This window comes from Herbaspirillum sp. SJZ107 (assembly GCF_006715485.1).
Taxonomy (GTDB): domain Bacteria; phylum Pseudomonadota; class Gammaproteobacteria; order Burkholderiales; family Burkholderiaceae_D; genus Telluria.
Window position 1 is genome coordinate 1614988 of record NZ_VFNH01000001.1, and the last position, 18874, is coordinate 1633861.

Genomic DNA, 18874 nt, shown 5'->3' on the forward strand with positions numbered 1-18874 from the left:
CCGCGCTAGGCGGCGACGACGCGGTTTTTCCCCGAACGTTTCGCTGCATACAGTGCCTTGTCGGCAGCATCGAGCAGCGACAGCGTATCCGCGTCGGCCCTGTCGAGACAGGCGACGCCGATGCTGACGGTATACAAAGGCAGATCGGCCGTTCCGTCGGCCTCGGCAATGCGGCTGCGAATGCGTTCGGCAGTCGCCAGCGCGGCATCCAGGCCGGTGTGCGGGAGCATTACCACGAATTCCTCGCCGCCGAAGCGTCCGATGACATCCTGGGTCCGCAGCAGCCGCGTGGCCTGTGCGGCAAAGTCCACGATGACCTGATCACCGACGAGGTGGCCGAGCGTGTCGTTGATGGCCTTGAAGTTATCCAGGTCCATCATCAATATCGACAACGGCTTGCGGTGCCTTCGCGATGCAGCAATTTCTCGCTGGATCATCTCGAGCAAGGCGTCGCGCCTGTAGGCGCCCGACATCGGATCGTGCAGCGCCTGCGCTTCAAGACGGCTCTGCAGCTCGCGATTGGCCATCATCAGAAATCCGAGGCTCATCGCCACCAGTGAGAAGGGGAACGACGTGAAATAGATGTCGTGGATGGCAGACGTGTCATTTTGCAGCGTCAACGTGCCGTCGTACAGCAGCACCGATATGCAGCGCGTGGCCATCACGCAGGCAGTGGCGGCGTATATCGCACAGGTGAACCACTCGGGAAAGCGTTTGACGCGGTAACAGTAGATCCGCCTCCCGCATGCTGCGAACAATACGGTCAGCAGGCTGCTGACGACGATCACGCGCCCCCGGTAGTCGTCGACGACGAAGGTCACCCAGGCCAGCGCAAGCGAGGCGACGCAGAGCAGGGCGACGAGCAGCCTGCCACTCGACGCGAGCTTGCCGAACAGGCCCAGGCTGTAATGCATGAAGATCACGCCTGCCGGAATCAGGAGGTTGGGCAGGTAGCTGGAAAACAGCACCGGCAAATGGTCGCGGGTCGTGAAACCGACGGCGCCCACGACCATCAGCAGACATCCCCATCCCCATTGGGCCAGGCCGGTGATGGTTTTCGGAAAGCCTACGCGAATGGAAAAAAACAGGAACGCGCAGAGCAGGCCGAATGCGGCAGAAATGATGATGAACGAGTTGGCGTCAATGCCGAGCATAAGCACGCGGACCTTTTCGGAAAATGCCGTGCCCAGAACGCCTGCGCAGGGTTGCAGTCGAGCATGAAAGTCTCAACGCAGCGTGTACGAAAAATGCAATTTTAACAGGAAAGATTGTTTCTGGTTAGCTACGGTTTATTATTGAAGATATATCCGGATAGCGACGCAAACGCTTCGGCAAGTGTGGTGGAAGGGGACGCAGAAACACTGTGAATCCGAATCCGCTAGCGGCCTGACGCAGTCGTTGATGAATCAGGCTGTGCATTAATTAGACGATAAAGGACAAGCGATGCTGGAATTGAACAGTCCACGGTGGGCCGGGCTGCACGATGCATACGGCAGCGCAGCGAAGATTCCCGGGCTTCTTCGGCAACTGTCGGCTTTACCCAGCGATGACGGCAGTGCCGAGCCGTGGTTCAGCCTGTGGAGCGCCCTCGCGCACCAGGGCGACGTGTACCCGGCTTCGTTTGCAGCGGTTCCACACGTTATCGAGGCGATTGCGGGCGCTCCGGAACGCGTGGCCGATGTGTATTTCCACTTTCCGGCATGGATAGAAATCTGCCGGCACAAGACCGGCGCCGACGTTCCCGCCGAGCTCGCAGCAGCTTACTTCGGCGCCCTGAACCGCGTTCCTGCGCTGGTCGCCGGGGCGGCGAAACAGCAGTGGAACGCCGGTTTCACGTCTTGTGCGTTATCCGCCCTCGCCGCCGCAAAGGGGCAACACGACCTGGCAGAAGCGTTGCTGGAGCTGGACTCGCCGGACACTGTCGGCGAGTTCCTGGAATGGTCCTGCGAGCGCTGAATACCGAGCGCGGTTTTTGTCGAGCGCCAGAAGCCAGGCCCCTCAGCCAGCCGGCTTCGGCGGCAGAACATCGTCCAGCTCGTCGTCCGGATCGCCTGCCTGTTCCACGCCGTCTTCGGGATTGGTGCGCGCATATTTATAGGCCTGGGCCGAGCGTTCCAGCGCCAGGCCGAGCACGGCCGTCATCTCGTCCGGCGTCGCCCCTTGTTGCCATTGGCGCGCAGCGAAGGTGTTGCGCAGGGTGCGGCCGCCGGCGCGCGGCACCGCCACGCCGGCGCGCTCGAAGGTGGCGCGTACCTGGCGGTAGACGGTCGCCTTGTGCAGCGTATCGCCCTCGAGGCTGGCGGGGAAGACCAGGTCGCCCGGAATGCCCAGCTCGGCGCGCTCGCGCAGCCAGGCTTCGAGTTCGGCCACGCCTTCGCGTGGCAGCTTGGCGGTGTGCTCGTAGCTGGTGCGGTGCTTTTGCTCGGGTGTGATGTTGATCTCGATCGCGCCCTCGACGTCGGCCTGGCGTCCGATCTCGTCGACCAGCAGGCCGACCGCTTCGGCCACGCGCAGGCCGGACAGCGCCATCACGATCTGCATGGCACGGTCGCGGCGCCGTTTCCAGCCGGCGCTGCCGGTCTGGTCGGGCGCACGGCCGGCGGGGAGGGCGGCCAGGAAGCGCTCCAGCTCGTCGCCGTTGAGGGCGGCCATCGGCGCATCCTTGGCGATATGGGCGCGGTCGGTGGCGGCGATGGCGTCGCGTGCCGGATTCGGCGAGCGCTCCAGCCAGTCGTAGCAGCGCTCGAGCAGGCGCAGGTAGCGGTAGGCGATCTTGCTGTTGAGGTCGCGCTTTCCATTGGTACGGTTGTCGACGAAGCGCTGCAGGTCGGCGGCGTTCACGGTCGACATCTTGAGGCGCTGCTCCACCATCCAGGCGGCGAATTTGCCGAACATGAATTTGTAGACGGCGGCCGACTCCGCCGAGACCGGCATCGGGACGATGTCGCGCTGGCGGCTCGAGGTCAGCACGAACTCGGGCGTGACGACGAAGGCGGCGAAGGCGACGTTGGCGGCGCGGTCCCAGTCGGCTGCAGTGTGTTTCGGTTGGGTGGTGCTCATGGAGAATCCGGGTAATGCGATCAGCCTCTATCTTGCAACTAACCGACTGGAATATGCAAGGGGCACACGCTTTCCCGGTGTCGTGCCATTATGACTTGGAATATTATGCAACTAACCGATAAGCGCACAAGAACAAACCAAACCCAGCCACCAACACACAGGAGCCGAAGCCGGCCACCATATCGTGACGCATCACGGCAAACGGTCCGCACCCGGTCCCGTAACGGACTCGCCATTCCTGCCTCCACACGGTATGCTCACTGCGCATTGCAGCCCGGCCGGGTCCTGAAGGACACTGCGCTGCCGTAACTCATATAAAGAAGGAATGTCATGCTGAAGCACATCGTCATGTGGAAACTGAAGGACCACGCCGAAGGCGCCGACCGCGCCGCCAACGCCATCGAGATGAAGCGCCGTCTCGACGAATGCGCGACCATCGTGCCCGGCATCCTGAAGTTTGAAGTCACGCTGGCACAGCCGGGCCTGGAAGCCACCTACGACGTCGTGCTGTATTCGGAGTTCGAGGACAAGGCCGCGCTCGACGCCTACGCGCAGCACCCGACCCACCAGGCGCTGGTGCCGTTCATCGGCGCAATCCGGGAAGGGCGCCAGTGCATGGACTATATCGTTTGAGCGCATACTGGCACCGATAGACCTTGACGACAGGTGCGGAGGCGCCCGATGAAGGATTTCGCAGGCCGCGTGGCGGTCATCACCGGCGCCGCCGGCGGTCTCGGACGCGAGTTCGCCAACACGGCGGCCGCGCTCGGCATGAAGCTGGTGCTGGCCGACCTCGACGCCGACGCGCTCGAACGCACCGCCGACGCCTTGCTGGCCGGCGGAGCCGAAGTACTGGCCATGGTATGCGACGTGCGCAAGTGTTCGCACGTGGAAGAGCTGGCGGACGCCGCCATGATCCGCTTCCACGGCGTGCACCTGCTGGTCAACAACGACTGCGCCCGCGTCGACGGCCTGACCTGGGAACTGGGCGAAGCCGACTGGGAGCGCGTGCTCGACACCAACCTGTGGGGCGTGATCCACGGCGTGCGCATCTTCACCCCACTGATGCTCGACTGCGCCCGGCGCGATCCCGGCTACCAGGGCCACATCGTCAACACGGCGTCGATGGCCGGGCAGGGCGCGGTCAAGGTGGCGCGGCAGGCGGTGCTGGCCCTGTCCGAGACCCTGGACCAGGACCTGCGCAAGGTGAACGTGCCGATCGCGGCTTCGGTCCTGTGCCCCGAGGACGTGACGGAGCGCAGCGACCCCGAGGTTGCGCGCCTCACCTTCGATGCGATCCGTGCCGGCACCTTCCACATCCGCTAGGGAACCCATGACGCACCAGGCAATCCTCGAATTCTCCACACGCGGTCGCGGCACCCTCGACATCACCGGGGAGGTGGCGCGCGTGGTCGCCCAGGCCGGCGTCGGGGCCGGCCTGGCCCACGTGTTCGTGCAGCACACCAGCTGCTCGCTGATGATCACGGAAAATGCCGATCCGGACGTACGGCGTGACCTGGAAACGGTCCTGGCGCGCCTGGCCCCGGACGGCGACCCGGCCTACCGCCACGACGCCGAGGGACCGGACGACATGTCGGCGCACGTCCGCAGCATGCTGACGAGTACCGGCCTGAACGTGCCTGTCGGCGGCGGCCGGCTGTTGCTGGGGACCTGGCAAGGAATTTATCTGTGGGAGCACCGCACGGGTGCGCACCGGCGCTCGGTGGTGGTGACGGTGCTCGGGGCCTGACGGCTCAGGCGGCAGTCGCAGGCGCCGCGCGGCGGGCCAGGGCGCGGCTGACCGGATTCAATCCGAACAGCAGCAGGAAGGCGAAATTGGCCGAACCCGGAAACAGCCCGGCCAGCGGTACCGCCAGCGCCGCCACCAGGATCAGGCCGAGGATGCGCACCGTGGTCGCGCGCCAGGCCGCACGGTCGATCGGATGGATGCACAGCTGGGGGTTGCGGTGCAGGTGGGTCGCCACCAGCAGGGCGCCGGCGGCCATCAGGATCATCACGCTCGAATAGACCAGCTGGGCCAGCTGCGAGGCGAACTGGTTGTTGACGGCGGAGGCGAAGGGCATCAGGCTGGCCCCGGCCAGCGACAGCATGGTGTAGGCGAGCAGCTTGCCGTCGCTGTGGCGCACGTAGCTGTACAGGCGGTGGTTGCCGGTCCAGAAGATGGCCAGCACGATGAAGCTGACCACCCACGAAAAAAAGGTCGGCGCCAGCTCGGTCAGTGCCGCGGCCAGTTCGGCCTGGGTCGCATGGTGCAGGTGCTCGGGCAGGCGCAGTTCGATCACCAGCAGGGTCATGGCCACGGCGAAGATGCCGTCGACCAGGGCTTCGATGCGGTGCTTGCTGAGCTGCGGCGTCCCGCCGGCGGTGGTCTCGTCCATGCGCTGTCCCGAACATCGATGTTGGCTTACGGTCAATTCTCCCTGCTCCTACGTAAACATGCAATATGTTGTCGTCAATTTACGTAGTGCCGGTTCATTATTGCTGGTATCGTGATGGGCGTTCCGCCCGATCCATTTTTGCTCATGCCCGCAATGCCACGTCACCGACTCCGCAACGCCTGCACCGCCGCTCCCTTCCTGCTGATCGCACCCGTCGCCGCACTGGCGCAATCGGTCGTGCCGCCCGATGCCGCACCTGCCGACAAGCCGGTCAGCACCGACAGCGCGCCGGCAAAGAAGGAGGCGATCCAGACCGTCAACGTGAAGGGCGCCGCCGCCAGCTACGACGCGCGCCGCGACGACACCGCCAGCAAGACGGTCATGAGCGCCGACGAGATCCGCAAGTTCGGCGACGACAACATCTTCGACGTTCTCAAGCGAGCGCCCGGCGTCACGGTCACCGGCAAGACCTTGCGCATGCGCGGCCTGGGCGCCGGCTATACCCAGATCCTGGTCAACGGCGACCGCCCGCCGCCCGGCTTCTCGCTCGATGCCCTGACGCCTGACCAGATCGAGCGCATCGAGATCGTGCGTGCGGCCAGCGCCGAATTCTCGATGCAGTCGATCGCCGGCACCATCAACGTGGTGCTGCGCAAGGTCGTCAGCAAGCCGCAGCGCGACCTGCGCCTGAGCGTCCTGCGCTCGCAGGAAAGCCGCAACGTGGCCGCGGGCGGCACGCTGGGCGACCGCAAGGGCAACCTGTCCTATTTCCTGAACGGCAGCCTGTACGCCGGCGAGAACGCCTTCACCAATCGCAGCGCCGATTACTTCTATGCGCCGGACGGCACTCTGGTGCAGGCGCGCGAGACGCCGTATGCAGGCGCAGGCAATTACCGCGGCATCGGGCTGTTCCCGCGCCTGTCGTGGAAACTCGAGAACGGCGACGAACTGAACCTGTCGGCGGGGCTGCAGGCGACGCGCTCGACCTGGGGCGGGAATACCTTCAACACCAACCTGGTGGGCAGCTTCCCGGACCCGGACTACGTCGAGTACTACCAGAGTTCGCCCACCAGCAGCCGCATGCAGCGGGTCGAGGGCAACTGGGTGGCCAAGCTGGCCGGCGGCAAGCTGGACCTGACCCTGTCGACCGAGCGCAACCGCAACACCAGCGACGCCTACAACGACCAGTACACGGCCGGGCGCGCGCTGCGCTTCCTGCGCGACTGGGACAGCGAAACCAACGGCCGCCGCAGCAGTTTCCGCGGCAAGTATGCGCGCTCGCTGGGCGAAGGCCATGCGCTGACGACCGGCTTCGACACCAGCGTCCAGACCAGCGACGAAGTGCGCGACCGCAACGAGATGCTGGGAGCCGCCGCGCCGACCCACGTGGTCGAAACCTTCGCGCCGAAGATCACGCGCCTGGCCGGCTACCTGCAGGACGAGTGGAGCATCGACAGGCAGATGTCGCTCTACCTGGGCGGACGCTGGGAAGGTGTCAAGATCGACAGCGAGGCGTCCGGCCTGGCGCCGACGCGTTCCAACAGCCACGTCCTGAGCCCCGTGGCCCAGGCCCTGTACAAGTTTTTCGGCGCCGACGGCAAGGCCAACGGCCGCCAGCTGCGCCTGGCCCTGACCCGCACCTACAAGGCGCCGACCATCGATCAGCTGACCGCGCGCCGCTACGAATCGCCGCTGAATACCCGTTTCAATGCCGATTCCGCCGGCAACCCGGCGCTCCAGCCCGAACTGGCGAAAGGCCTCGACCTGACGTACGAGCACTTCCTGCCGCAGGGGGCGATGTTCTCGGCCAGCGCCTCGCGCCGCGACATCACCGATTACATCCGCACCCGCCTCGACCTCGATCCCGACGGCCGCTGGGTGTATCGCCCGGTCAACGACGGCGACGCGCTGGTGCGCTCGTTCGAGGCCGAGCTCAAGCTGCCGGGCAAGCTCCTGGCGGAGGCGGCGGCCGCCTTCGACCTGCGCGCGGCCGTGACCCGCAACTGGTCGGACGTGGCCTCGGTGCCGGGCCCCGGCAACCGGCTCGACGCCCAGACGCCGATGTCGGCCAACTTCGGCATCGACTGGCGCAAGGGCGACCTGAGCATGGGCGCCAGCCTGGCTTACCAGCAGGGCGGCTGGGTGCGCATCTCGGAAGCGCAGAGCCAGCACCAGCAGACCCGGCGCGACCTCGACGCCTTTGCGCTGTGGAAGCTGAACCCGCAGTACCAGCTGCGGCTGTCGGTGAACAACCTGCTCGGCATGGACAACGCGTCCGACCGCATCTACCAGGACGCGAGCGGCATCTCGCGCGAGATCGGACTCAGCCCGGGTTCGCCGCGGGTGGGCTTGAACCTGGAGATGAAACTCTAATCGGCCAGGCGCGTATCGCTCCCGACCATGCGCTCCAGCCGTTTCTGCGACACCGCCGGGCTGAAATAAAAGCCCTGCATCTCGTCGCAGCCGTGGTCGCGCAAGAAGTCGAGCTGCTCGCGCGTCTCGACGCCCTCGGCGATCACCTTCAGCTTCAGGTTGTGGCCGAGGGCGATGATGGCGCGCGTGATCACGGCGTCGCCGTCGCCGACGTCGTTCAGGAAGGAACGGTCGATCTTGATGTAGTCGACCGGGAAATTCTGCAGGCGGCTCAGGCTCGAATAGCCGGTGCCGAAGTCGTCGATCGACAGGCGCACGCCGAGCGCTTTCAGGCCCGCCAGCGCCTGCAGCGCGTCGTCCGGGTGGTCCATCAGCTGGCTTTCGGTCACCTCCAGCTCCAGGCTGGCCGGGCGTACGCCGTGGCGCTGCAGGGTGGCGCCCAGGCGGTCGACGAACTGGCGCTGGCGCAGCTGGCGCGCCGACAGGTTCACCGAGATCACGAAGCCATCCATGCCGAGCGCGTCCAGCGCGCGCAGCGCGCCGCAGGCTTCGTCGATCACCCATTCGCCCAGCGGGACGATGAGTCCGGTCTCTTCGGCCACCGGAATGAAGCGTTCCGGCGCCATCAGCCCATGCTCGGGATGGTGCCAGCGCACCAGCGCCTCGGCACCCACGACCTTGCCGCTGCGCAGGTCGACCTTGGGCTGGTAGCCCAGCCGCAGCTCGCCGTTGCCGATGGCGCGGCCGAGGCCGGCCTCGAGCTGGAGGTGCTGGTGCACCACGCGGTTCAGTTCTTCCGAATAGAACTGGCAATTGTTCTTGCCGAGGGTCTTGGCGTGGTACATGGCGGCGTCGGCGGCGCGCATGATGCGGTCGACCGTGTCGCCGTCGCGCGGGAACAGGCTGACGCCGATGCTGGCGCCACTCGCGATTTCCTGGCCGGCGGCGTGGATCGGCTGCTCGATGGCGTGCCGGATCCGTTCCATCATGTCGCCGATGTGGGTGACGCTCGGCTGGTCGCGGATCACGACCACGAACTCGTCGCCGCCCATGCGCGCCACGGTATCGTCTTCGCGCACGTTGTCGCGCAGGCGGTCGGCGATCGCATGCAGCACCGCATCGCCGGCATCGTGGCCGAAGCTGTCGTTGATGTACTTGAAATTGTCGAGGTCGAGGAAGGCCAGCGCGCCGAGCGTGGCATCGCGCAGGGCGTCGTCGATGGCATGCCTGAGCTGTTCCTGCAGCAGGGTGCGGTTGGCCAGGCCGGTCAACGGGTCGTGGTGGGCCAGGTGGTGCAGGCGCCGCTCGTAGTGGCGGGCTTCGGTGATGTCGTTCATCACGGCCACGAAGTGCGTGACCCGGTTCTCCTGGCTGGCGACAGGGTCGATCCGCACTTCGTTCCAGAACACCTCGCCGTTCTTGTGGCGGGTGCGGACCACCGCGCGCACGCTCTCGCAGCGCCGCAGGGCGTCGTCGATGCGGCGATGCTCGTCGGTATCGCAGCCTTCAACGCGCATGAAGCGCGGATCGCGGCCCTTGATCTCGGCCAGCGTGTAGCCGGTCAGCTGTTCGAACGCCGGGTTGACGTACTCGATGCGAATTGCGCCACTCTCGCGGCAGGTGATCAGGATCGCGTTGACGCTGGAAAAAATGGCGCGCTCGCGCACCCGCAGGTCGCGTTCGGCCTGCTTGCGCTTTGAAATGTCGAGCCCGGTACCGAAGATGCACGGCAGGTCGCCCAGGCTGGTGCGGGCGCAATGGAACAGGTAGGGGGCGCGCTTGCCGTGCTTGCCGACCAGGTCGGCCTCGTGCATGGTGGGGCCGTCGGCGAAGGTATCCAGGATCTTCTGCACGATCAGCGGACGCTCGGCCTCGTCGAAGAAACACTGGACATCGGTGCGCGTCATTTCCTCGCTGGTGCGTTCCAGCGCCGTTTCGAGCTGGCGGTTCCACAGCAGCAGGTGGCCGCTCTGGTCGATCACGTAGAACGCGCAGGGCAGGCTTTCGATAATCTCTTCGAGCGCCAGGTCCTGGATCAGCGCATAGCGCGGCGGCACGATGCCGGTGCGCGGCACCACGATCACGCTGTAGGCGCGCGGGCCGCCGCTGTCGAAGGATTGCGGGGCGATCGTGATGCGTACCGGCAGGGCCTTGCCGTCGGCGCAGCGCAGGCTGCCGGCGAATTCGGCGTCGGCGCGCGCCGCCATCGGCAAGGATGGATCGCCGGGCCGGTCGAAGGCGAGGATGCGCTCGATCGCCTGGCCTGCGAGGTCGCGCGGCGTGAACCCGGCCAGCTTTTCGCAGGCTTTGTTCCACGTAGTGATGATGCCGTCTTCGCCGACGACGAAGACGGCCAAGGGCAAGGGTGAGGGGTTCATCGCGGGCGCTCCGCTGGACTGTGTCCCTCCGCGCTGGAAGGGCAGGCAGTTATGCGGCCATCATAACGCAGCGAACCTGTTCATGATCGCCGGGCGCGTAGCGTGCGCAGCCATCCCCCGGCAACGATCAGGCGGCCTTTTCCGCGCACGGTTGCAGGATGCGTTCGTGCAATTCGGGTTCCGCATCGGCATACAGCTTGACGACCGTCGAGGTGCGCGTGCCATAGCCCGGGATCTCGATGCAGACGGCCGACAACTGGCGCTCGACCTCGATCGGCACGCCGGTGTCGGGCAGGCGCAGGTCGGGTGCGCGCGTGGTGTCGGCCAGCATCTCGAAATAGGCTTCCTCGGGCGCACCTTGCAGCAGCAGGCTGGCGAAAGCCGCCTTGGTGCGCAGGACTTTCGGCCAGGGCGCATCGAGCAGGCCGTTCGAGATGCCGTAGATGCCGGGTTCGAGCGCCTTGCCGTTGCGCGCATCGGCGTCGCCGCGGTTCGAGAACCAGTACAGGCCGTCGCGGTCGCCCAGCACCAGGTTGAAGCCGTTGTAGGCGCCGGCGCCGGGGGCGATGCGGGCCAGGTAGGCCGGCGCGTCGAGATCGCCCTTCAGGTAATCGGCAACCAGGGCGCCGCGCGTGGGCGCGTCGTCGCGCTGCTCGGCGGGGGCGCGGATATTCGTCAGCGCGGCGAACCTGGGGCCGTGCGGACCGTGGCGCGTCACGCCCATCCAGCTGCCGCCGCCCTGCAAATCGCGCCCGGCGATGATGTCGGGGTTGTCGGGCCAGGGGCCGGCCGGGGTGGCCGGGCGGTCATAGAATTCGTCGCGGTTGGCGCAGGCGATCACCGGCACGCCGGGGATCACACGCCACGCGAAAACAATCAGGCACATGGGTTCAGGTCCATAAAAACTTCGGCGCGGCGCGGACCCGTGATGAGGGCATCGAGTCCTGCATCGCGTGCAGCTTGCTCGAGCGCGGCGCCAAAGGCGTCGTCGGTAGACGGGTAGACTTCCATCCAGGTTTGCAGGCCGTCGCGGATTTCCGGACGGCGCTTCAGTTGCGGCACCACGGCGTGGCGCGCGGCGAGTGCAGCCTGCAGGGCACGCACGCGCGGTTCGAGCGCGGCGCTGTCCTGCTCGCGCACTTTATAGTAGACGTACAGGTCGATCATGGCCGGTGCGCTGGGCATGCGTCAGGCATCGATCGCATCGAGCGCATACGGCAGCGGCAGGAAGGACAGCGCGGTGCCGCCGGCCGAACCGTGGCGCACCTCGCTGTCGATCGCGGCCAGCTTGATTTCCACCAGCACGTCGGCACCGCCGGCGCCGTTCGGCGCGGCATTCACGATCATGCCGCAGGGCTGGTCGGGGTCGTCGCTCGAAAACACCTCGTCGCCGGGGCGCGCGGCGGCATTGTCCAGCGTCGCCAGCGCCATGCGGCGCTTGAGTTTGCCGAGGTACTGGCTGCGGGCGACGATTTCCTGGCCCGGGTAGCATCCCTTGCGGAAATTGACGCCGCCGATCAGCTCGAAGTTGACCATCTGCGGCACGAATTGTTCCTGGGTCGGCTGGCTCACCTGCGGCACGCCGGCGTGGATGGCAGCCAGCTGCCAGGCAGCGTTGCCGCCCAGGGCCAGCTGTTCGCGCAGCGCAAGCAGGGCGGCAGCGGCGGTCTCGGCCGAGGTCAGCCACAGGTAGCGCGGGGCGCCAAAGGCGTCGGCCAGGCGCAGCACGGTACCGGCGGCGCCATCCACCTTGGCATACGGCGCCGCCGGCAGCTCGGGCACGTGGGCGCGCAGCGCGCTTTCCGCCTTGGCGCCGCCGAGGCCGAGCACGGCCACGCGCTGCGCTTCCTCGGTGGCGTCGCGCAGCTTGGCCTTGGCGCGCAGCACGAACATCGACAGGCGCTTCTGCAGCGGCGCCTGGATCGCGCGCGGCAACTGCAGATAGATGCCGTCCGCATCCTTCCACATCAGGAAGGTGGCCATCAGCCGGCCTTTCGGGGTGCAGTAGCCGGCCAGGCGGACTTCGCCCATGCCGAGGTGCTCGACGTCGTTGGTCAGCTGGTTGTGCAGGAAGGAGGCAGCATCGTCGCCGGCCACGCCGATCAGGCCCAGGTCGGTGACCGGGGCCACGAAACCGGCGGCCAGGTCGGCCGCGCTCAGTACGCGGCCGAAGTCTTCGATCTGGGTGGCTTCGTCGGGATGGAAGCGGGCGCCGAGCGGCGACAAATGGTCGATCCAGGGATTCATGCTCATAGGGCTACAATACGCGGGTTATTATTGCTGATTACTTATGGCGAATGACTTACTAATAACGCAGCAGGGCTATATCATTACGGGCTCATTATAGAGATGTCGACAAAATCGCGCCGGGGACGGCGTAAAAACAAACCCTCGAGCATGGCATTCTTAAAAAAACTCATCGTGTCAGGTGTAATCGTATCGGTCGCGGCCGTCGCCGGCTTCCAGTGGTGGGCCGGCCGCCCGCTGACCAGCGCAAGCGCGGGCGCCGCGGTCATCCCCTTTGCGATCGCACCCGGCAGCGGCGTCGGCGGCGCCACCCAGCAGATGGCGGCAGCCGGCGTGCCCCTCAATGCCTTCCTGTTCGGCGTGCTGGCGCGCGTGACCGGCAAGGCCGGCCAGATCAAGGCCGGCAGCTACGAGCTGAAGCCCGATACCTCGCCGCGGCGCCTGCTGACCCAGCTGGTGCGCGGCGAGTTCGCCCAGGAATCGCTGACCATCATCGAAGGCTGGACCTTCCGCCAGATGCGCCAGACGGTCGATGCCGCCCCCAACCTGAAGCACGATACCGCCAGGCTGACCGACCAGGAACTGCTGGCCAAGGTGGCCGGCGCGGATGCGAAGTTCGCCGGTCCCGAGGGCCTGTTCTTCCCGGATACCTACCTGTTCGCCAAGAACGCCAGCGACCTGACCATCTACAAGCAGGCGCACGAGATGATGATGAAGCGCCTGAACGCGGCCTGGGAAAAGCGCGAGCCGGGCTTGCCGTACAAGGACCCGTACCAGGCGCTGGTGATGGCCTCGCTGGTGGAAAAGGAGACCGGCCAGAAGGGCGAACGCGCGATGATCGCCGGGGTCTTCGTGAACCGCCTCAAGACCGGCATGCTGCTGCAGACCGACCCGTCGGTCATCTACGGCATCGGTCCGAAATACGACGGCAAGATCCACAAGAAGGATCTCGAGACCGACACCCCGTACAACACCTATACGCGGGCGGGCCTGCCGCCGACGCCGATCGCGCTGCCGGGCGTGCAGTCGCTGGCGGCGGCGCTGGCGCCGGCCAAGACCGAAGCCCTGTATTTCGTGTCGCGCGGCGACGGCACCAGCCATTTCTCGGCCAACCTGAACGAGCATAACAAGGCGGTCGACCAGTATATCCGCAGTAGCGGCAGTAGCGGCAGTAGCGGCAGCAGCGACAAGCGCTCCAATCAATAAGCGAATAAAAGAAGCAACCATGAATAGTAGTGACCAGGTGAGCAAGGCGCGCGGGCGTTTCATCACCTTCGAAGGCATCGACGGCGCCGGCAAGTCGACCCACATCGGCTTCATCACCGAGTACCTGAAACGCGCCGGCAAGACCGTGGTCTCCTCGCGCGAACCGGGCGGCACGCCGCTCGGCGAAAAACTGCGCGACCTGCTGCTGCACGAAAAGATGCACCTCGAGACCGAGGCTTTGCTGATGTTCGCCAGCCGGCGCGAACACATCGCCCAGGTGATCGAGCCGGCGCTGATGCGCGGTGACTGGGTGCTGTCCGACCGCTTCACCGATGCCAGCTTCGCCTACCAGGGCGGCGGCCGCGGCATGGACCGTGCCAGGATGGAGGGGCTGGAACAGTGGGTGCATCCGCACCTGCAGCCCGACCTGACCCTGCTGTTCGACGTGCCGCTCGAGGTGGCGCGTGCGCGGCTCGACGCCACCCGCACGCTGGACAAGTTCGAGCAGGAAGAAGCCGACTTTTTCGGGCGCGTCCGCAATGAGTACCTGCGCCGCGCAGCGGCATGCCCGGAACGCATCGTGGTGATCGACTCGACGCAGTCGATCGACGACGTTCGTGAAGCGCTCTTGTCAGCGCTGGAGAAACTGGTGTGAGCGGCATGATCTACCCATGGCAGGAAGCGGCCTGGGACCAGCTGCAACAGATGCGCGTGCGCCTGCCGCATGCGATCCTGTTCTACGGCCCGGCCGGCATCGGCAAGGCTGATTTCCTGGAAGCTTTTGCCCAAGCCCTATTGTGCGAAAACGTGCGTCCCGATGGACGCGCCTGCGGTACCTGCGCGTCCTGCGGCTGGTTCGCCCAAGGCAACCATCCGGATTACCGCCGCGTGCGCCCGGAAGCGCTGGAAGACGAGGTGCCCACGGCCGAGGGAGACGACGCCGCGGCTGGCGATGGCGACAAGAAGTCGAAATCGTCGAAAACCGCCTCGAAGGACATCAAGATCGAGCAGGTGCGCGCGCTGGCCGACTTCATGAACATCTCGACCCACCGCCAGGGCTTGCGGGTGGTCGTGCTGTATCCGGCCGAAGCGCTCAACATGCCGGCCAGCAACGCGTTGCTGAAAACGCTGGAAGAGCCGCCGCCCGGCACGGTGTTCCTGCTGGCTTCCAACGGCCTCGACCGGCTGCTGCCGACGATCCTGTCGCGCTGCCGCAAGTTCGCGCTGCCGACACCCGACCACTCCAGCGCCCTGGCCTGGCTGCAGGCCCAGGGCGTGAACGACGCCGACGGCTGGCTGCGCGAACAGGGCGGGGCGCCGCTGGCGGCGCTGGCCCAGGCCGAGAACGGCAGCCGCGAAGAGCTCGACACCCTGCTGCAGATCCTGGCGCAACCCAGCATCGATAGCGCGTTGCGCGCCGCCGATAAGCTGAGCAAGGCGCCGCTGGCAAATCTTGTGGCATGGCAGCAGCGCTGGCTTTATGACGTATTTTCGTACAAGCTCTCCGGCACGATCCGCTATTATCCGCGTTACCAGCGCGAACTCGCGGCGCTGGCCGGCCGGGTGTCGACGCCCGGGCTGATGCGCGCGATCAAGTCTGCCAACGAACGCCGCGCAGTGGCGGATCACCCGTTGTCGCCGAAACTGTTTGTGGAAGACATGTTGCTTGATTACACTGCATGCTGCAGCTGACAACCCGCGCTGCGCCGAACCGATGAAAGGAATCCGATGAGCGGCTTGACCGTGGACCCGAACGCCGCGCAGGCACCGCGCCCGTCCGTGCTGTCGCTGGCCATCAAGGAAAAGGCGGCGCTGTACGCCGCCTACATGCCTTTCCTGAAGAACGGCGGCATGTTCGTGCCGACCACCAAGCCCTACAAGATCGGCGACGAAATCTACCTGATCCTGTCCCTGATGGACGATCCCAACAAATACCCGATCGCCGGCAAGGTCGCCTGGATCACGCCGGCCGGCGCCAACAACAACAAGGCGCAGGGCATCGGCGTGCATTTCCCGGCCGACGAGACCGGCCAGCGCGCCAAGCTGCGCATCGAAGAAATCCTGGGTGCCGCGCTGCGTTCCTCGCGGGCGACCCATACGCTCTAATTTCCCCACGTTCTTTCTTTTTATGCCGTCCTACGTTCACCGCCTCGCCCGCATCGAAGACCTGCCCGTCATCGTCGACATCTACAATTCCACCATTGCCTCGCGCGAAGTCACCGCCGACACCGAACCGATCACGGTGCAGTCGCGCGAAGGCTGGTTCGCCGACCACACCCCGGAACGGCGTCCGCTGTGGGTGATCCACGATGCCGCCGACACGTCCGAGAACCCGGCAGTGATCGGCTGGCTGTCCTACTCGAACTTCTATGGGCGCCCGGCGTATTCGGGCACGGCCGAGCTGTCGATCTATATCGCCGAAGCATGGCGCGGCAAGGGCATCGGAAAATATTGCCTGGAGCAGGCGATGGCGTTCGCGCCGAACGTCAATGTGCATACCTTGCTCGGGTTCATCTTCGGGCATAACGAACCGAGCCTGGCCCTGTTCCGCAAGTATGGTTTCGACACCTGGGCGCATTTCCCGCGGGTAGCGAACCTGGATGGGATCGAGCGCGACCTGATCATCCTGGGCAAGCGGGTCGCATAAGACCCACCGGCGCCCGATTGCGGGCTCGCGTACAATGTCGGCATGTATATCGATTCCCATTGCCACATCAATTTCCCCGAGCTCGCCGCCCGGATGCCCGAGATCCTCGCCAGGATGGCCGAGAACAAGGTCACCCACGCCCTGTGCGTGTCGGTCGACCTGCCGGACTTCCCGGGCGTGCTCGCGCTCGCTGAGCAATATCCTCATATATATGCGTCGGTCGGCGTCCACCCCGACTACGAAGACACGCCGGAACCGACCGTCGAGCAGCTGGTCGAGATGGCGAATCACCCGAAGATCGTCGCCATCGGCGAAACCGGGCTCGACTATTACCGCCTGGAAGGCGACCTCGAGTGGCAGCGCGAGCGTTTCCGCACCCATATCCGCGCCTCGCGCGCGACCCGCAAGCCGCTGATCATCCACACCCGCGCCGCCAGCGCCGACACCATCCGCATCCTGCAGGAAGAGGGTGCCGGCGTGGAGCAGGGCGGCGTCGCCGGCGTGATGCACTGCTTTACCGAAAGCCTGGAAGTGGCGCAGGCGGCGATCGAGATGGGTTTCTACATCTCGTTCTCCGGCATCGTGACCTTCAGGAGCGCGAAAGACCTGCAGGCCGTGGCCAAGGCGCTGCCGCTGGACCGCATCCTGATCGAGACCGACTCGCCCTATCTTGCGCCGGTGCCCTACCGTGGCAAAATGAACGAGCCGGGCTTCGTGCCGCACGTGGCCGAGTTCCTGGCGACCCTGAAGGACGTGCCGCTGCGCGAAGTTGCCGACCGCACGACCGAGAACTTCCACACCCTGTTCAACGTGCCGAAGGACTGATCCATGCTGCTGCGCCGCGCGCTGTATTCGATTCTGCTGTCAGCCACGGTCTCGCTGGCCGTGGCGGCCACCCCGGCCCAGGTCAGCACTTTCTTCCGCGCGGTACAGATGGACGACGCGCGCACGGTCAAGACCATGCTCGGCGCCCAGGTCGACCCCAACGACACCAATCCGATCGGTGGCGAACCGCCGCTCGTGCTGGCCCTGCGCGAAGGGTCGATGGAAGTGTTCAGGACGCTGCTCGAGCATCCCGGCACCCGCGTCGACACGCCGGCCATCAACGGCAACACGGCGCTCATGATGGCCGCCTTCAAGGGCAACCGGCCGGCCGCCGAAGCGCTGATCGCCAAGGGTGCGGCCATCAACCGCCCGGGCTGGACGCCGCTGCACTATGCGGCGGCGGCCGGCGACGATGCCATCGCCGGCCTGCTGCTGGAACACGGCGCGAAGATCGATGCGCTGTCGCCGCGTGCCAGCGGCAGCTACACGCCGCTGATGCTGGCCGCGCGCGAAGGCAAGGAAGAGACCGCGCTGTTCCTGCTGAAGCATGGCGCCGATCCCCGCCTCAAGAATGGCGAAGGCCTCACGGCAGCCCAGATCGCCGCGCGTGCCGAGCACCCTTCACTGGCCAAGGCGCTGACGCGCTGAGGGTTGCGCCAGCCGCCATAAGCGCCGAACTGGACCGGAAAAGTTCGTTTCCTCAACGCATCAATTCTTTCTCTGCATGGCGATAATGGCTACGTGATCAATAACACGGCGCCAGCGACAACGCGGCCTCCACTGAAGGAATTCCATGCTGAACGAACGCGAAATCGAGAGCTGCTACCTGGGTCAATTCATCCCGGTCCACTATCACCACAACATGCTGATGGACCATAACCGGATGCACAGCTTCAAGTCGGCGATCTTCCACGCCGTCAAGCCGGGCGCCAAGGTGCTCGAACTGGGCGGCGGTACCGGCGTGCTCTCGTTCTTCGCGGCCCAGCAGGCCGACAAAGTGTATTGCGTGGAGTTCAACCCGGACATGGTGCGCGAGGCGCGCCGTTTCCTGGCGATGAACGAAAACGGCCACAAGGTCGAGGTCGTGCACGCCGACGCCTTCGACTACCTGCCGCCCGAGCCGGTCGACATCGTGATCTGCGAAATGATCCACGTCGGCATGCTGCGCGAAAAGCAGGTCGAGGTGATCGAAGCGTTCAAGCGCCGCTACCTGGCGCGCTTCGGCGGCCCGCTGCCGGTGTTCCTGCCGGAAGCCGTCATCATGGCGGTCCAGCCGCTGCAGGCGGAGTACGATTTCGAAGGCTTCCACGCGCCGATCATCCAGTTCCAGCCGACCAACGTGGTCTACCCGGGCACGGTCGAACTGGCCCAGCCGGGCGTGTACAGCATCCTCGACTTCAGCCAGCCGGTCGATTCCCTGATCGCCTGGGAGGGACAGTTCCTGGTCGAAAAGGCCGGCAGCCTGAATGCGCTGCGTTTCATCACCAAGAACGTGCTGTCGATCATCGAAGAGCGCGGCACCACGATCGACTGGCTGAACCACTACATGACGCTGCCGCTGGCGCGTGCGATCGAGGTGCAGCCGGGCGACATCGTGCAAGTGAGCTTTGCCTACCGAGCGGGCGGGTCGATTCCGTCGCTGGAAGCGTCGATCCGGACCGAGGTGGTGGCGAAGTATGAGGAACAGGTGGCGCAACGGGCTGCCGAGGCCGTGTTCGCCTGATTGCAGGCCAGGTTCG

General features: G+C 65.8%; 20 protein-coding genes. 13 read left to right on the top strand and 7 right to left on the bottom strand.

Annotated elements, in window-relative coordinates; all coding sequences use genetic code 11:
* Positions 1–5: 5 nt before the first annotated feature.
* Positions 6–1154, bottom strand: a complete 1149-nt coding sequence (locus FBX97_RS07245) for a GGDEF domain-containing protein (protein WP_141829906.1) — start codon at positions 1152–1154, stop codon at positions 6–8.
* A 289-nt stretch (positions 1155–1443) separates the two neighbouring features.
* Between FBX97_RS07245 and FBX97_RS07250 the strand changes: the two genes are divergently transcribed.
* Positions 1444–1956, top strand: a complete 513-nt coding sequence (locus FBX97_RS07250; protein WP_141829908.1) for a hypothetical protein — start codon at positions 1444–1446, stop codon at positions 1954–1956.
* Positions 1957–1998: 42 nt separating this feature from the next.
* Here FBX97_RS07250 and xerC read toward each other — a convergent pair whose 3' ends face one another.
* Entirely contained in the window at positions 1999–3060 is a 1062-nt protein-coding gene (gene xerC, locus FBX97_RS07255) for a tyrosine recombinase XerC (RefSeq protein WP_141829910.1), read from the bottom strand.
* 330 nt (positions 3061–3390) lie between these two features.
* Here xerC and FBX97_RS07260 point away from each other — a divergent pair, with 330 nt between their 5' ends.
* From FBX97_RS07260 to FBX97_RS07270, 3 genes are read left to right on the top strand one after another with little or no spacing between them, the layout of a single operon-like run.
* The gene (locus FBX97_RS07260; protein ID WP_141829912.1) at positions 3391–3693 is read left to right on the top strand and encodes a Dabb family protein; all 303 of its coding nucleotides are present in this window, start codon (positions 3391–3393) and stop codon (positions 3691–3693) included.
* 48 nt (positions 3694–3741) lie between these two features.
* Complete coding sequence (locus FBX97_RS07265; protein ID WP_141829913.1) at positions 3742–4386, top strand: SDR family NAD(P)-dependent oxidoreductase; 645 nt, start codon at positions 3742–3744, stop codon at positions 4384–4386.
* Between the two features lie 7 nt (positions 4387–4393).
* Positions 4394–4810 carry a secondary thiamine-phosphate synthase enzyme YjbQ gene (locus FBX97_RS07270; protein ID WP_141829915.1) on the top strand — a complete coding sequence of 139 codons (417 nt, stop codon included), beginning with the start codon at positions 4394–4396 and terminating at the stop codon, positions 4808–4810.
* Positions 4811–4814: 4 nt separating this feature from the next.
* On the opposite strand, the gene FBX97_RS07275 is transcribed toward FBX97_RS07270, so the two are convergent.
* On the bottom strand, positions 4815–5459 hold the full coding sequence (locus tag FBX97_RS07275; protein ID WP_141829917.1) for a TMEM175 family protein: 645 nt from the start codon (positions 5457–5459) through the stop codon (positions 4815–4817).
* Between the two features lie 153 nt (positions 5460–5612).
* Between FBX97_RS07275 and FBX97_RS07280 the strand changes: the two genes are divergently transcribed.
* Positions 5613–7832: a TonB-dependent siderophore receptor gene (locus FBX97_RS07280; protein WP_185748499.1), complete on the top strand. Its 2220-nt coding sequence runs from the start codon at positions 5613–5615 to the stop codon at positions 7830–7832.
* On the opposite strand, the gene FBX97_RS07285 is transcribed toward FBX97_RS07280, so the two are convergent.
* From FBX97_RS07285 to FBX97_RS07300, 4 genes are all read right to left on the bottom strand, one after another.
* Positions 7829–10210, bottom strand: coding sequence for an EAL domain-containing protein (locus FBX97_RS07285; protein WP_141829920.1), 2382 nt, complete (start codon positions 10208–10210; stop codon positions 7829–7831). The genes FBX97_RS07280 and FBX97_RS07285 overlap by 4 nt on opposite strands.
* Before the next feature lie 127 nt (positions 10211–10337).
* Complete coding sequence (locus FBX97_RS07290; protein ID WP_141829922.1) at positions 10338–11096, bottom strand: NRDE family protein; 759 nt, start codon at positions 11094–11096, stop codon at positions 10338–10340.
* Positions 11087–11395, bottom strand: coding sequence for a DUF4936 family protein (locus FBX97_RS07295; RefSeq protein WP_255517333.1), 309 nt, complete (start codon positions 11393–11395; stop codon positions 11087–11089). Before FBX97_RS07295 ends, FBX97_RS07290 begins: the two co-directional genes overlap by 10 nt.
* 3 nt (positions 11396–11398) lie before the next feature.
* Positions 11399–12457: a folate-binding protein YgfZ gene (locus FBX97_RS07300; RefSeq protein WP_141831000.1), complete on the bottom strand. Its 1059-nt coding sequence runs from the start codon at positions 12455–12457 to the stop codon at positions 11399–11401.
* Between the two features lie 150 nt (positions 12458–12607).
* On the opposite strand from FBX97_RS07300, the gene mltG reads away from it, so the two are divergent.
* The 8 genes from mltG to FBX97_RS07340 all read left to right on the top strand — a co-directional run bounded on the left by mltG (position 12608) and on the right by FBX97_RS07340 (position 18858).
* Complete coding sequence (mltG, locus tag FBX97_RS07305; protein WP_141829924.1) at positions 12608–13663, top strand: endolytic transglycosylase MltG; 1056 nt, start codon at positions 12608–12610, stop codon at positions 13661–13663.
* 19 nt (positions 13664–13682) lie between these two features.
* A complete protein-coding gene (gene tmk / locus FBX97_RS07310) occupies positions 13683–14318 on the top strand; it encodes a dTMP kinase (RefSeq protein WP_141829926.1) in 636 nt (211 codons plus the stop codon).
* Between the two features lie 5 nt (positions 14319–14323).
* Positions 14324–15355, top strand: a complete 1032-nt coding sequence (locus tag FBX97_RS07315) for a DNA polymerase III subunit delta' (protein ID WP_370457202.1) — start codon at positions 14324–14326, stop codon at positions 15353–15355.
* 36 nt (positions 15356–15391) lie between these two features.
* Positions 15392–15769, top strand: a complete 378-nt coding sequence (locus FBX97_RS07320) for a PilZ domain-containing protein (protein WP_141829929.1) — start codon at positions 15392–15394, stop codon at positions 15767–15769.
* Between the two features lie 22 nt (positions 15770–15791).
* Positions 15792–16310 (top strand): GNAT family N-acetyltransferase, encoded by a 519-nt coding sequence (locus FBX97_RS07325; RefSeq protein WP_141829931.1) that lies wholly within the window; start codon positions 15792–15794, stop codon positions 16308–16310.
* 42 nt (positions 16311–16352) lie between these two features.
* Entirely contained in the window at positions 16353–17135 is a 783-nt protein-coding gene (locus tag FBX97_RS07330) for a TatD family hydrolase (RefSeq protein ID WP_141829933.1), read from the top strand.
* A 3-nt stretch (positions 17136–17138) separates the two neighbouring features.
* On the top strand, positions 17139–17783 hold the full coding sequence (locus FBX97_RS07335; RefSeq protein ID WP_141829935.1) for an ankyrin repeat domain-containing protein: 645 nt from the start codon (positions 17139–17141) through the stop codon (positions 17781–17783).
* Between the two features lie 145 nt (positions 17784–17928).
* Positions 17929–18858: a methyltransferase domain-containing protein gene (locus FBX97_RS07340; protein ID WP_141829936.1), complete on the top strand. Its 930-nt coding sequence runs from the start codon at positions 17929–17931 to the stop codon at positions 18856–18858.
* The last annotated feature ends 16 nt before the right edge of the window (positions 18859–18874 follow it).